The organism is Patescibacteria group bacterium (assembly GCA_041671645.1).
Taxonomy (GTDB): domain Bacteria; phylum Patescibacteriota; class UBA1384; order XYA2-FULL-43-10; family 1-14-0-10-43-13; genus JBAZBD01.
This window is the reverse complement of record JBAZBD010000001.1, coordinates 239,865-253,792: the sequence shown is the minus strand read 5'-3', so window position 1 is coordinate 253,792 and position 13,928 is coordinate 239,865. Positions and strand designations below refer to the sequence as shown.

At 44.5% G+C, this 13,928-nt stretch carries 10 protein-coding genes; 6 read left to right on the top strand and 4 right to left on the bottom strand.

What is annotated here, in order from left to right; all coding sequences use genetic code 11:
* Window positions 1-14: 14 nt before the first annotated feature.
* Both atpD and atpC read left to right on the top strand, forming a co-directional pair.
* Complete coding sequence (gene atpD / locus WC227_01225) at window positions 15-1,397, top strand: F0F1 ATP synthase subunit beta (GenBank protein MFA6963323.1); 1,383 nt, start codon at window positions 15-17, stop codon at window positions 1,395-1,397.
* Between the two features lie 6 nt (window positions 1,398-1,403).
* Window positions 1,404-1,817 (top strand): ATP synthase F1 subunit epsilon, encoded by a 414-nt coding sequence (gene atpC, locus WC227_01220; GenBank protein ID MFA6963322.1) that lies wholly within the window; start codon window positions 1,404-1,406, stop codon window positions 1,815-1,817.
* Between the two features lie 129 nt (window positions 1,818-1,946).
* Here atpC and WC227_01215 read toward each other — a convergent pair whose 3' ends face one another.
* Window positions 1,947-3,605 (bottom strand): cohesin domain-containing protein, encoded by a 1,659-nt coding sequence (locus tag WC227_01215; GenBank protein ID MFA6963321.1) that lies wholly within the window; start codon window positions 3,603-3,605, stop codon window positions 1,947-1,949.
* A complete protein-coding gene (locus WC227_01210; protein MFA6963320.1) occupies window positions 3,605-4,312 on the bottom strand; it encodes a hypothetical protein in 708 nt (235 codons plus the stop codon). The genes WC227_01215 and WC227_01210 overlap by 1 nt, the downstream gene beginning before the upstream one ends.
* A 178-nt stretch (window positions 4,313-4,490) precedes the next feature.
* Between WC227_01210 and WC227_01205 the strand changes: the two genes are divergently transcribed.
* Window positions 4,491-7,052, top strand: a complete 2,562-nt coding sequence (locus WC227_01205) for a right-handed parallel beta-helix repeat-containing protein (GenBank protein MFA6963319.1) — start codon at window positions 4,491-4,493, stop codon at window positions 7,050-7,052.
* A 98-nt stretch (window positions 7,053-7,150) separates the two neighbouring features.
* Here WC227_01205 and WC227_01200 read toward each other — a convergent pair whose 3' ends face one another.
* Complete coding sequence (locus tag WC227_01200) at window positions 7,151-10,327, bottom strand: right-handed parallel beta-helix repeat-containing protein (protein ID MFA6963318.1); 3,177 nt, start codon at window positions 10,325-10,327, stop codon at window positions 7,151-7,153.
* Window positions 10,328-10,462: 135 nt separating this feature from the next.
* Window positions 10,463-11,488, bottom strand: a complete 1,026-nt coding sequence (miaA, locus tag WC227_01195) for a tRNA (adenosine(37)-N6)-dimethylallyltransferase MiaA (protein MFA6963317.1) — start codon at window positions 11,486-11,488, stop codon at window positions 10,463-10,465.
* Window positions 11,489-11,576: 88 nt separating this feature from the next.
* Here miaA and WC227_01190 point away from each other — a divergent pair, with 88 nt between their 5' ends.
* Genes WC227_01190 through WC227_01180 form a run of 3 tightly spaced genes read left to right on the top strand, consistent with a single transcriptional unit; the run spans window position 11,577 to window position 13,891 of the window.
* Complete coding sequence (locus WC227_01190; GenBank protein ID MFA6963316.1) at window positions 11,577-12,290, top strand: ABC transporter ATP-binding protein; 714 nt, start codon at window positions 11,577-11,579, stop codon at window positions 12,288-12,290.
* Window positions 12,283-13,044 (top strand): ABC transporter permease subunit, encoded by a 762-nt coding sequence (locus tag WC227_01185; GenBank protein ID MFA6963315.1) that lies wholly within the window; start codon window positions 12,283-12,285, stop codon window positions 13,042-13,044. The genes WC227_01190 and WC227_01185 overlap by 8 nt, the downstream gene beginning before the upstream one ends.
* A gap of 49 nt (window positions 13,045-13,093) precedes the next feature.
* Window positions 13,094-13,891: a hypothetical protein gene (locus WC227_01180; GenBank protein MFA6963314.1), complete on the top strand. Its 798-nt coding sequence runs from the start codon at window positions 13,094-13,096 to the stop codon at window positions 13,889-13,891.
* Window positions 13,892-13,928: the final 37 nt, after the last annotated feature.

Genomic DNA, 13,928 nt, shown 5'->3' with positions numbered 1-13,928 from the left:
ACATAAGGAATAAAATGTTGAATGAAATGAAATCCACCTCTGGCGGAAACAAAGGAAAAATCACTCAGATCATCGGCGCAGTTATCGACGCACAATTTACGGAAAAGCTTCCGGAAATTTACGAAGCGATTGAGACCAAACTTGACGGCAAGCGCCTCGTTTTCGAGGTCCAACAGCATCTTGACGATCAAACTGTCCGCGCTGTAGCCATGTCATCGACTGACGGCTTGCAGAGAGGTATCGAATTGACCGCCACAGGCGAGCCAATCTCTGTACCAGTCGGCAAGACCTCGCTCGGCCGCATGTTCAACGTTACTGGTGACGCCATCGACGGCAAACCAAACGTGAAGCCTGAGAAATATTATCCGATCCACCGCCCAGCTCCTTCCTTTGACGAACAAAACACCAAAGTCGAAATCTTCGAGACTGGTATCAAAGTTATTGACCTGATCGCTCCGATCACCAAAGGTGGTAAAGTTGGCCTCTTCGGTGGTGCTGGCGTAGGCAAGACCGTCCTCATCACTGAGTTGATCCGAAATATCGCCTCTGAGCACGCTGGTCTCTCTGTCTTCGCTGGCGTTGGCGAGCGTACTCGTGAAGGAAATGATCTTTATAACGAAATGAAAGAGTCCGGCGTTCTCGAGAAAACTGCCTTGGTCTTCGGCCAGATGAACGAACCACCTGGAGCACGTATGCGTGTTGCTCTGACCGGTTTGGCACAAGCCGAGTACTTCCGTGACGAAGGCAAAGACGTGCTTCTCTTCATCGACAACATCTTCCGCTTCACACAGGCCGGTGCTGAAGTTTCAACACTTTTGGGACGTATGCCATCAGCCGTGGGCTATCAGCCAACATTAGCTGAGGAAATGGGCAATCTCCAAGAGCGCATTACTTCGACCAAGAAGGGCTCAATCACCTCAGTTCAGGCCGTTTATGTTCCTGCTGATGACTTGACTGACCCAGCTCCTGCTACTACTTTTGCTCATCTTGACTCTACAATCGTGCTCGAGAGAAGCTTGGCCGAGCTTGGTATTTATCCTGCTGTTGACCCTCTCGCTTCTAGCTCAAATATTCTTGACCCAAACATTGTCGGCGAAGAGCACTACACTGTCGCTCGTGAAGTTCAGAAAATTTTGCAAAGATACAAAGATTTGCAAGATATTATTGCCATCTTGGGTATGGAAGAGCTTTCTGACGACGACAAACAGACTGTCGCCAGAGCCCGCAAGATCCAGAGATTCCTCTCTCAGCCTTTCCACGTTGCTGAAGTCTTCTCTGGCATTCCTGGCGTTTACGTCCCACTCAAAGATACGATCAAAAGCATCCAGGAGATCTTGGCTGGCAAACACGATTCTAAATCTGAAACTGAGTTCTATATGAAAGGCTCAATCGCTTAGGCATATATGAGTAATTTCAAACTAAAATTGATTGCGCCCGACGGAGTTAAATTCGAAGAGACAGCCTCCGAGATTACTTTGCCGACTCGTGACGGCCAGATTACTATTTTGCCCGGACATACGCCCCTGATCACCTTGCTCAAACCGGGCGAGATAATCATCAAAGACGGTGCCAAAGTGCGCGAGCTGGCCACTGAGGGCGGCGTAGCTGAGATTTCACAGGGCTTAGTCAAGATCCTCGCCGATACGGCAGAAGAGGCCGGAAATCTAAACGAACTAAAGATCATCGAGGCCAAAAAAGCAGCCGAACATCGCCTGGCTCAAGCCAAAGACAGTGTCGAATTCGCAGACGCTTCTGCCGCACTCGAAAAACAATTAGCAAAATTGACATTCCTTAATAAACGTAAAAAATACAGATAGTCCATGTCATCCTGAGCGAATCCGCCATATAGCGGATGAGCCGAAGGATCTCTTCCTGACCAAAAGGAAGAAAAAATAATACTCATAGTGCTATTTGATCGAAATCCGAGTGTTTGAAACCCAGAGAGCTTACTTAATCTCTGGGTTTTGTTGATATACCAGCTCTTGTTGATCCGGAGTCGAAGACTGTGGAGTTGGCGGAGTCGGTGGCAAGGCCGCAGGAACTTGGCCGACAGGTTGAGCCGTAGACTGGGTAGTTATATTCTGCGGCGCTAAATTAGCGCTTGGGGCAGTTACCACTGTCTCACTTTGTGGCAACGATGCTGGAATCGGAGTCTGTTCCGGTGTAGCCACGGTAGGAGTCTGGGCCTGATTCATCAACTGCATCTTCCGCTTTCGGCGAATGAAATAAAATATTCCAACCGATAATAAGACAAACAAAGAAATCGCAGTAATTATCACAGGGTTGTTTTTTGATTTGGCAACACTAAACTTGGTAATCAACCTAGTATCAGACTCTGTGTTGTATTCGTCTACAACCGCCGCCTCTACACGATGAGTACCTGGTGTTAGAGTTTGACCAACCTCAGCGCTCCATTTGCCATCAGATCCGACAGTCACTTCTTTCTCTATCAAAACTGGGGAATGGATATAAAGCTTCAGCTTTGTACCAGGCTCGGCCGTGCCAGAGATCTGGACCAAGTCTACATTTGTGATTCCTTTTCTGTTCAGGATGTCGTTCTTAGAAGCGACCGAAACGCCGCCCTTGACGCTTAGCAACCGTTGGATAATGGTCTCGGTGATATCGCTGATGGATGCTACTGGCTCGACTGTTTCAGTAGCCGCGGGAACACTTGTCACAGGCGCCGTAACAGGAGCTGCGAAAACTACGACCTGATCTTTGATCAGTATATTCTTGACAGAAATCTTGATTCTTTTGCTACCAGCTAGTTTTGAGGTTGCGCAGACCGACCATATGGTCTTGCTCAAGGTAGTTTTCCCCAAATCTATGCCACTCTCTGATTTGATAGTTGGCTTCAAGCTAGTCACAATTTTCCCATAATTTTTGAGTAATATACTGGCGCAAATTTTATCATTGCCATCGGGCAAGGCGGTTGTTTTGTCGAAGATAACTTCGGATTTGGAAAAACTATATGTCGTAGCTTTTGTTTTTTGTGTGGAACTGCCGGCGCTTGTATTCGTATCAGCTACATCAGGGGTAGCTTCGTTTACATCAACAGCGGCAGGGGTAGGAGGGGGATCTACTATCGTATCTGGAACAGTTGCGACGATACAGGAGACAACCAGGGAGTTGCTGGTCAAATTTACTCTGCCATCCTGATTAGCACCATCAATCGGGCCAGCCGTAACACTAGCGCTCCCTGCAGCTAAGACTTTAAATGAGACTGCGAATACATTGCCGCTCCCGCTTGCCAACCCTCCTGGCTTCCCTGCTTCGACATGGATTACAGCGATATCCTGATTTACTGTCTCCGCGAAATGATCGGCGAAATCATTTTCGCCCGAAAAGTAAGAAACTGATTGGTATTGTAATTTGGTTTTATCATAATTCAGATTGACTTCGACCGCACCGATCGAAGACGTTGAAGCGACAGCCGAAACTGTAACAGTCAAGTCTGAACCGACCTCGCATGCCGAGGTACAAGATGAGGACAACTCTAGGTCTCCAGTGCCCTGGGCCATTGCGGGCTCTGTTCTGATTGCCAAAACCATCACAAAATATGCGAGAAATATAACAACGGATATGGCCAAAAGTTTTATTTTCATTATTGGCATTGGATATCCTGGTTTGCTTCGGTCGCGTTGTAGCAATGAGTACCAAACGAAACGGCGTAGTCCTTATAATTTACTACCCCATCGCCGTTAAAATCGCTCAAATTACTTGTCGTGTTTTGTCCGTAAGACGATTTCCAAGTGAAATAATCCTGCCAGTCTATTCTACGGTCTTGGTTGATATCGCCAGCGATGAGAGAAGCAGAGTTTACGGTTGGAGAGGCTTCCAGGAGAGAAATACCTGCGAACTTCCGAGATAGGTAGCCTGGAGAGCTAACTCTCAGGTCGAGGGTTTTAGCAGGATCAATCTCTGATTTTGACGTCCAATCAGCTTGAAATTCGTCGCTCCCGACGGAAGTAGCCGACATCTTTTCGACACTTTGGCTCGAAGAACTATCAATAAAATCAAAAAACACTTCAGGACTATCGTTGGCAACGCTTTTCCCCCTGAACTGGGCTTTGATTGTAAGAGGAGAAACTAACGTCACGACCGACTGAGACTGTTCGATCATCGAATCTCCGTCTGCATTCTGATAGGTTAATGATGCGACTGCAGTCAACTGATTCGAATCAGTTGAGATTGTATCGGCTTTTTTTCGCAAGAAACCTCTCGTCCCGGCCAAGAAAACCCCAGCCAGCATTATTGCCAAGCAGCTCACTACGATCAATTGTACCTTCGTCCGTTTTTCTAATTTAATCATTAATACAATTATCTATATTTGTACCGACTTTATCAAGTGTCGTCTTAAATAATAAGCATGGTACTGATTTTTTTAGAAATTAGATGGAGCCAGCCACGAGAACACCTGCTTTGTTTGTTTCACGATTTCGCTTGATGTATACTTAATAAGTATTACTGTATATGGAGTTGAGGGACGAATGTTTAGAAAAATTATTAATATCGTGCTAGCGCTGGCGATCGTTTTTGGTGTTAATCTCTCCGAATTCGATGGTTTTGGCGTAGAGAAAGCTAAAGCGACAAGCGCATTAGTCTCAATTACCGTCAGCCAGGACAAAAAATATATTTTGAATGGCGACACCAGCCCGATCGCAACAAATATAAATGTGAGAAATACTTCATCGGTCACTGCCGATCACGTCCGAATTGATTTGCCGATTGCCAGCGGTGTGACCGTGAACGAAAACAGCATCAGCAACGGCGGTCAATTTTTGGGTGACAAAATAGTTTGGTTGTTGCCCGATATAATAGCCGGCTCAAATTTCAATTTGGCCTATACATTTCAGCTCGGCGTTGTACCGACCGCCCAAAGATATTATGTGGCGACCAACGGTAACAACGACTGGAGCGGCGCTTTGCCTGAGCCAAATATCGATAATACTGATGGCCCGCTCGCATCGATTGACGGCGCTCGGCTCAAAATCCGCGCCTACAAAGCAGCACATAACGGTTTAGACAAGCCAATTGAGGTCAATATTCGAGGTGGAAGTTACTATTTTGACAAAGTAGTCGGTTTCGGCGAAACGGACAGCGGGACCAGCCAATATCCGATTACATACAAGAATTATTCTGACGAGAAACCTGTCTTTGTCGGCGGCAACAAGGTTTCTGCAGTGTGGAGTCCGATGTCCGAAGGTTCGCCAATTTACAAAGCCCGCATCGAAGGCGTCGATTGGAAGCCGAATAATTTAATCGTCAACGGTGTTCAGGCAACTCGAGCCAAAGACCCAGATGTCGGGTATTACATAGCCAATGCCTTGGTCGATCCTGCGACGGGGGCAGAAGTACCAAGCGTCGCGGATATGCCAAAGAAAGAAAATCATGCCGAAGTCTCAAATTGTGAATATATCAAAAAAACAGACGAAGAGGACACCTTGTCTTCTTCTTCCAAAAACTTATCCGACATTAGAGTTCATTCATATGTGAAATGGACCGAGACAAGCGAACCAGTCAAATCTGTCGCCGACGAGACTGGAATTGTTAAGACTTATGCGACTGCAGGCGGGGCGGACCCTTCAATACATTATTGTTATAACGGTGGTTACCGCAATCCTGATGACCCTTCGAAAGACGGAAAAATCCGATATATCCTGGAAAATGTGTTTGAAAAACTCAGCATCGAAGGCGAGTGGTATTTCGACCCGCCAAACAATGATCTGTATTACTGGCCTAAAAGCGGAGAAGATATAAATAACCTAACAGTGGCCGTCAGCAAGATCCCAACTATTTTGTCGCTGTCTGCTACAAATTATATGAACATTGAGGGGATTAAGTTTACTGGAACGCAAACAGACTATAAGGCCGATGATGATACTAACCGTGGCGTATTAAATGAGATTGGAGCCATAGTTGCGGTCAATTCTTCATGCCTGAAAATAGTTGGAAATACTTTTATAGGAACCGGTGGGAATGGAATTAATATTACTGCGTATAACGGGATGTATAACCGTGTCTTAATCAAAAAAAATACTTTTGAGAATATCGGTACGACCCCAATATATATTTATGGTAATTTGTATGCCGATCGAACACTGCTGCCGAACTATAGCGCGATAATCGATAATAAATTTATTAATTCCGGCACGGTCAAAACAACACAAGTGATTATGCTCTCCAATTCTGCAGGTTCACTTGTCGAAAATAATGATATCGACACAGCTGGTTATATCGGAATCCGCGGATCCTTTATGAACTCGTGGCCGCCTGGCGCAGTACTCCCCGACGTGACATTTTCTTCCAACTTGCCGTTGACTATGATTTCCAAAAACAGAGTCAAAAATGTAATGCAAAAGCTAAATGACGGCGGAGGGATCTACTCTTATCGAGCTCGGAATGTTCCGATTTCAATTGATAACAATGTTGTTTCCGATCTTATCCCTACTGATTTTCACTACGATTCTCGAACTGGTCTCGAGGGCATATATCTAGACGAAGGCCAAAGTAATACCTCTATCACAAATAATTTGGTTTACAATTCGCTAGAAGGCATAAACACGAACATGAGCGGGATTAATAATCGAGTAGTTAATAATATTTTGGCCAAGATAGTCGACTATGGTTTCTACTCCTCCTATATGACAGCAGCAGAATACAAAAATGGCGACGATGGAACAACACCTCAGATCGAGAGCCAGAAAATGCTGATCAAAAATAATATCGTCCAATTCGATGAGAGCGAGACTGATTTGACTAGATTCAATATGCTGCGATCGATGATTCGATATTCTGATCTGAATTTGTATTTTTCGAATACGCCTTTCGATGCAAGAAATGAATTTGATACTCATCTCGACGCATATGCATGGAACGACTACTACAAGGCAAACGTGGCGGGAGAATTGAGCGTTGAGCCAAATTCAGCCGTGGCCGACCCACTGTTTGTCGATCCGGAGAATAATGATTTCGATCTAGAGCCAGACTCGCCGGCCTTTGATCTCGGTTTCGAGGCGATAGATACTTCCAAGGCTGGCACAGATTGGTAGAGTTAGGTTAGAAATTTTCGAACTATTTTTTTGATTTTTGTATAATCCAACAACCATTCTAGCTACGAAAAAAACGGTTGTCCTGGTCAACCAGCGAGCTAGTTGACCTTAACCCTAAACCCGAAAGTTGTTGAGGCACCTGGTGGTTGCTGAGCGATACGCCAACTGATAGTTCTGGTATCAGCATCGTAATTGCCAGAACCAGAAACAGAATCACTGACGTATACAGTGCCAGCTGGGATTAGGGCGGAGACCAGAATATTACTGTCGCCAGTCGTAGAGTCATTTGTATAAATTAGTGAATAAGTAATAATCGAATTTGAAGTAGCCATTTTTTTGTCGGCAGAAAGCTTTATTTTTGATGACTTTAGCCCTACGTTGCTGACGAGACTCTCGTTGCTAATAATCAAAAAAGAGCGATTGTCAGCGTTCTTGTACGTTGCGTAAGCGATCAATCCAACCAAATTCGGATCGACAATCCTAACCCCAACATCATTTATTTCAATTTGTCTGAAACCTATATCAAATGCGGGTGAAGTAGGCTTTAACAAATAATTATGATCAGCGAATGTCGGATCAACGAATTCGGGGTCTTTTTGTATGGAATTTTGTTCGACGGATGGATGGCTGTCAGTCGCAAAATCATCTTTCCAGGTTTCGAAGTTCATATCGGCCCAGTATGAATTACGCGTATAATTTTCAGATACTGGCCAGTATAGGTTGTAGTCGGATTTATCGATAGAGAATAAACTAACCGACAGGCTGGAGAGAGGGTTATTGGGGTCATTTTTCTGAGTTTTCCCAACGGCATGAGAGCTAAACAAAAAATATGGATTTGGCTTCGGATTACTGTAAACAATGTTGTGAGAAAACAAACTATCTGTTGGCAACGTATCTGAGACTGGTGGAACAAGATTCCATTTTGAGGCGTCTAAAAGCGTTACTGTCGATATTTGAGCAATATATGAATTCAAATCTAAGTTATTATCAATAAAACAATTCCTAATGTCGTTGAATTTGAAGCCGTTGGAGGTGTTGTCGATAATATTGTTGCGAACAAATTTAGCTTGGTTTTGATTCGCGTCTAGGTATATTCCATACAAGCCGAGATTTGAATCATGATGTAGCGTTTTGACGATGTCGTGAACATAATTGTTCTCGACAAAAGAAGATGAGCTACCAATATAATAAATTCCCCCGCCATCATTGAGACCTTGCATGACGTTGTGAACGTCGTTGTTATCGACGATAGTCGAGTAACTTGACATTCGGCTTGAGACGAGAATGCCAACATACGGGCCGTTGTAAAATTCGTTGTGGCTGATTATCGAGTTATCTTCCTCAACCAAATAAATGCCAAAAGAGTATTTGAATACTTGACCAAAATCATGGACCTTATTGTTCGTGATTTTGTTATTAGCGCTTGAATAGAGACTCCGTCGCGCGGCCGTTCGGTCCGAATTAATTAGATAGTCGCTAACGACAATCGGTGTCGCGCCAATATTGAAAAGCTCGTTATCGGTTATCTCTGAGTTGATCAACCCATAAAGTACTATCCCGTTGACTCCGATATTGTAAAAGCGACAATTCTTGATTACAAGATTCTTCGAGTTAACTGCCTCGAAGGCATCATACTTGTTAATGTTGTATTGAAGCTTAGATGTAGGTACATTCACCAAATTACCGCTGCTATTCCTGATTTTGAAGCCTGTGTCAAACGAACTATTTTCATCTCTAGTTAGGGTCGAAACATCTTGGGCGCCAGCGGCCGGGAGTTCCCACTTGGTGCCAGTAAAATCTATTCCGCTAAAAGTTAAATAATCCGTGTTATGGATATCTACGAGTTTGCCCAACACTGGGACTTCGGCTTTAATCTGATTGATTTTTTCATCGTTTCTCGGATAATAGTAGATCTCGCGGTAACCCGCGCTTTTTTTCAAGTACCACTCCCCTGGTGTGTCTAGCCCCTCGAAAATATTGTCAAGATAGTATCTTTGCGTTGATGAAGTACAGCTCACGCCTCCGTTAGGATTAATTTTTTGAGTATAAGTTTGACCGTCTACTACATAATCGGAATTGATTGTAACTTTTTTGTTGGTTGGATCGACTGACTTGATCCGAAATCTTGATTCTAGATATGAATGCGAAGTCGCCAATTCAACGTTGTCCAAATCCGTTAGTCCAGGAGAGATATCGTCCACTCCAGTCGAAGTATTTGTTCGATAAATGTAGCTCGTGCAAGGGTCGAGACCCTGAAGTGCAAGATCTGGAACAAAATCTTTCGCAAAGTTTTGGTCCTTCTCCGGCTGATCAAAATCAAAGCTATACATTCTGCAGCCGTCTGCGTTGATGCATTTATATACTCTGCCATCGCTCATTACTCCTAGCGACCCCGCTACTAGCGGCAAAGAATTTTCCCCAGACAACGGCCAGTATGCCACAGGAACCGTAGTCAGATAGTCGGCGTCGCCAACGTCCTTGTTTGGTGTCCTTGCTCTGGTAGCCTGGGAACCGTTGATCACTAATGAAGAAAAATCGCTAGGCGCATTTGCTGGAAGAGCAGTTTTGTAGATTCCATCTCTGTAACTCGACCAAGTCAGATCGGCCAGCTCGGTTGTACCACTCAAAATCGGCTTTGTTTCATCATAATGGCTGTAAGTGATCGGAAAGTCTAAAGTTCCCGAATCCTCCACAGTGAGATTGAATGTTTGATCGAGCAAGTAGGTCCCGCCAATAAGTTTGACGTCATAAGGATGGGTTAGCGGTTTGTTTGCTCTTATGGTGTCCCTGGCTTTTTCCAAGGTTTTGAAAGGTCCACTGTTAGTATTGTCCTGTTTTTGCGGTAATCCTCCGCTCCAGCTATCGTTGCCGTTGGGGGAAACATAGATAACTCTATGCGATGAGCTGACAACACTGCTCATTTTGAAGGTTAAGAGTTTGGATGATCCAGCAGGTAAGGACGGCAATGTCCATTCAAGCTGATTTTTTGACGAATTTAATTGACCCCCATCGGTCGCTGTATCAGCTACATATTTGATGTCAGTTGGTACGGGAACGAAAACGGATACGTTAGAGCGGTTTTTGTCTGAATTGTTTTGTGCCAATACAGTGTAGACTATGCTTGAGTCAACGGACTGATCTGATTTGACCACGAGGGAGATGTCTGCGCTAGAGGATCCCACAGCGCTTGCCAAAACCGTCTTGTCCGATACTACAAAACCTACCGTTAGAACTGCAATTATAATGAAATAGATTGGCTTTTTCTGTTCGAACATTTCCCCTCGTGCACACAATTCAATTAACTTTAACTTATTTTATCACAAAATAAAACTTTAGACACAAATAAGAGAATCATGTCGTCTACAATATCTGGCTGAAACTATCGCTAGAACTGGGACGGGTTGGGGATATCAGATTATTAATTTTTGAACTAATTTCTTGATTTCTGTATAATCCGACAGCCATTTTATTTCAGGAAAACGTCGGAACCAGGTCAATTGGCGCCTGGCGAATTGGTGAATTTTGAATTTAAGAATCTGCGACATCGCTTGGAATTCGGTCGTATTTCGTATTCCGTATGAGGTATTAGGGTCTTTGTCGCCCCCCCGTAATACGTTATACGCATCCCCCAATACGAATTGTGTGATCTCGCGGTACTCCAGCCCTAACCCCAGAAGCCAATCTGGGCTAACTCCTTTTTCGAGTAGTCCTTCAACCTCTTCTAGCATTCCTTCCTCGAATCTCTCGTCGACTCGACGGTCAATTCGAGCGTGCAGTTCCTCGCGCGGAATATCGAGTCCGATTTGCAGAACTTCAAAATTTGGCTTAACTTTGATCGGCTTCAAGCCCTCTTGAGAGCGCTCGATCGCCCGAATCAATCGGTGCTGATTGCTGTGATCAATATTTTCATAAATAACTGGATCAAGTTCCAGAAGCTTTTTATTTAGTTGCTCGATTGTTGCGCTATTTAATTGTTCTCGAGTGTATTTTTTTGTCATCTCGAGCTTGTCGAGAGATCTTTGATTTGGAGATTTCTCCACCCTTGCTTCACAAGGAGTCGAAATGACAGCAGGAACAAGCTCGAATCCCTCGACCAGTCCCTGCACGAACAGACCGCTCCCGCCGACGATAATCGGCAACTTCCCTCGCGATAAAATATCTTCAATGGCGGCTCGGGCCAGAGGGAGATAATCAAAAAGCGTCATCTTCTCACCCGGGTCGACAATATCGATCATGTGGTATTGAACGCCACTCAATTCAGACAAATCTTTGCCAGTACCCAAATCTAGCCCACGATAAACTTGGCGAGAATCCGCCGAGATGATCTCGCCATCGAATTCTTTCGCCAATTTGACCCCGATCCCCGTCTTGCCTGAGGCGGTTGGTCCGACGATAGCTACAACTTTACGCTTGTGGGTAACTTTCTTGTTTTGCATACGAGACTCATGTGTTACAATATTTCCGATATCAATTTGAGCGTATTTTAGCATATTTAGTATTAACTTTCCATTTAGAGAAACCTGTATGATCAAAATAGAAAAATTGGAGAAGAAGTATTCCGAAACTGTTGTGGTATCAGATTTGAATCTTGAAGTGAAAAAGGGCACAATCTTTGGCTTTTTGGGTCCCAACGGCGCCGGCAAGACGACGACGGTCAAAATGGTAGTCGGCCTAAGTCAACCGTCCAAAGGTAAAGTCACAATCGACGGCAAAGGGCTTGATACCCTATCTAGCCGAGAGAAAATTGGCTACATGCCAGAGGACCCGTACTTTTACGAACAGCTCAACGCTCACGAATTTCTCGAATACATGCGCTCACTTTTCAAAGACAACAAGGCCGATATCGATGAAATTCTGAAGCTTGTCGGCCTATCTAACGTCAAAGAGAAGAAAGTCGGCGCTTTTTCCAAGGGCATGAAGCAACGTCTCGGCCTGGCTCAAGCGCTAGTCAACAACCCCGAATATCTTTTCCTTGACGAGCCTCTCGACGGCCTGGATCCGATCGGTCGGCTGGAGTTCAAGAAAATCTTCTTGAAATTGAAGAAAGAGGGAAAGACAATATTCTTCAACTCCCACGTCCTCTCCGATGTCGAGGAAATCTGTGATGACATTGGCATTATTCACAAAGGCAAATTGATTTACGCAGGAAGCGTCGAGAAATTTTGCAAAGGCAAGAATCTGGAAAAAAGGTTCGTCGAAGAGATTGAGAAACTAGAAACGGGAGACCAAGATGAATAATATTTTCGTAATCGCCAAAAACACTTTCAAAGAGACAATCCGCGACAAGATAATGTACGGCATTTTGGGCTTTGCCCTTCTTTTCCTCCTTTCCACACTCTTTTTCGCCTCTATTTCCCTCGGCGAAGATATCAAAGTAGTCAAAGATCTAGGACTGGCCGGAATCTACATTTTCAGCATTATTATCGCTATTTTCTTGGGCTCTTCGCTCATCTACAAGGAAATTGAGAAACGCACCCTCTATATTATGCTTTCCAAGCCCGTCTCAACGATTCAATTTATCACTGGCAAGTATCTCGGGCTTCTCCTCTCCCTGCTCTTGAATCTCGGCCTTATGAGCATAATATATCTTGCGGTAGTATACTTCGAAAAGGGCGGCTTCGATTACTTAGCTCTTTGGGCCATACTGCTCAATTTCTTCGAGCTATCGATTTTTATTTCCTTAGCAATTCTCTTCTCAACGCTGACCACGCCTCTGGCTAGCACGATTTACTCAATTATCGTCCTCTATATTGGCCATTCGCTCTCTTTGGTCAAAAAAGCGGCTGAGAAGTCCCCCGAAATCTTACGCTGGGTCGCCGATGGTGTTTATTATCTCTTTCCAAATCTGGAGAAATTTAACGTTCGCAATTTCATCGTCTACAATATTTCCCCCACTTCCGCTCAAATTATTTATCCGGTTCTTTACTCTCTGCTTATGACCGGTATTTTGCTCTGGCTCGCCAACTTATTATTAAAGAAAAGGGATTTGTGATCAAAATCTCCATCTGTTATCTGTTCAATCAGTTATCCTTTTCTGCCTAATGAAAAAAATCTATCTCACAATCTGCTTCCTTCTGGTTTATGCTGGGCTAATCTTGGTTCAATATCAATTTGACCAAAACCACAAGAAAATCGCTCTGCCCGAACCGCACGTCCTCAAAAGCGATATTGTGATGGCGGCCGATATGGGCTTGCATAATGCGGCCGCTGACGTCGCCTGGCTTTCTGCTATCCAGTATTTTGGTGGAGGGAGCTCAAGAACTAACGAAAAACTTGACGATTATCTTGTTCTCTCAATCGAGCTCGACCAAAAATTTGCCTATCCCTACGCTTTTGGCGCCCTTGCCTTGCCTGCTATCGGTCAAGTTGATCAGGGCATCGCAATCTCCAAACTCGGAGTCGAGAGAAAAATCCCTGATTATCGCATTCCCTATTATCTGGCGACTACATACCATGTTAACAAAGAGGACAAACAAAACGCCGCTCTCTACTTCGATATCGCCGCCAACACTCCTGGGTCGCCAGCCGGAATCAAGAAAGTCGCCGCCAATTACGGTTCTCGCCCCGATTTGAGAAGTGAGACTCGGGCCATTTGGCAAGGAATTTATGAGACGACCAAGGACGAGGTGGTCAAAGAAAAATCAAAATCTTATTTGGATCATTTCGATCTTCTGACCGCCCTAGAGAATTTGGCCAAAGCCTACAAGACAAAAAATGGGAAATATCCGGTTGACGTAGATCAATTTGTCGCCGAGAAGATTCTTCCGAGCGTGCCCGAAGATCCATTTGGGTTTGAATACAAATTTAACGCCGATACGGGCCGGGCCGAGATCAAATAACTAGAATCAAGAATTACGAATTAAGAATTAGGGGAAT

Excerpts from the sequence above, each read along its gene's own strand:
- atpD (MFA6963323.1), top strand. The coding sequence starts at position 15 with ATGTTGAATGAAATGAAATCCACCTCTGGCGGAAACAAAGGAAAAATC.
- atpC (MFA6963322.1), top strand. The coding sequence starts at position 1,404 with ATGAGTAATTTCAAACTAAAATTGATTGCGCCCGACGGAGTTAAATTC.
- WC227_01215 (MFA6963321.1), bottom strand. The coding sequence starts at position 3,605 with ATGAAAATAAAACTTTTGGCCATATCCGTTGTTATATTTCTCGCATAT.
- WC227_01210 (MFA6963320.1), bottom strand. The coding sequence starts at position 4,312 with ATGATTAAATTAGAAAAACGGACGAAGGTACAATTGATCGTAGTGAGC.
- WC227_01205 (MFA6963319.1), top strand. The coding sequence starts at position 4,491 with ATGTTTAGAAAAATTATTAATATCGTGCTAGCGCTGGCGATCGTTTTT.
- WC227_01200 (MFA6963318.1), bottom strand. The coding sequence starts at position 10,327 with ATGTTCGAACAGAAAAAGCCAATCTATTTCATTATAATTGCAGTTCTA.
- miaA (MFA6963317.1), bottom strand. The coding sequence starts at position 11,488 with ATGCAAAACAAGAAAGTTACCCACAAGCGTAAAGTTGTAGCTATCGTC.
- WC227_01190 (MFA6963316.1), top strand. The coding sequence starts at position 11,577 with ATGATCAAAATAGAAAAATTGGAGAAGAAGTATTCCGAAACTGTTGTG.
- WC227_01185 (MFA6963315.1), top strand. The coding sequence starts at position 12,283 with ATGAATAATATTTTCGTAATCGCCAAAAACACTTTCAAAGAGACAATC.
- WC227_01180 (MFA6963314.1), top strand. The coding sequence starts at position 13,094 with ATGAAAAAAATCTATCTCACAATCTGCTTCCTTCTGGTTTATGCTGGG.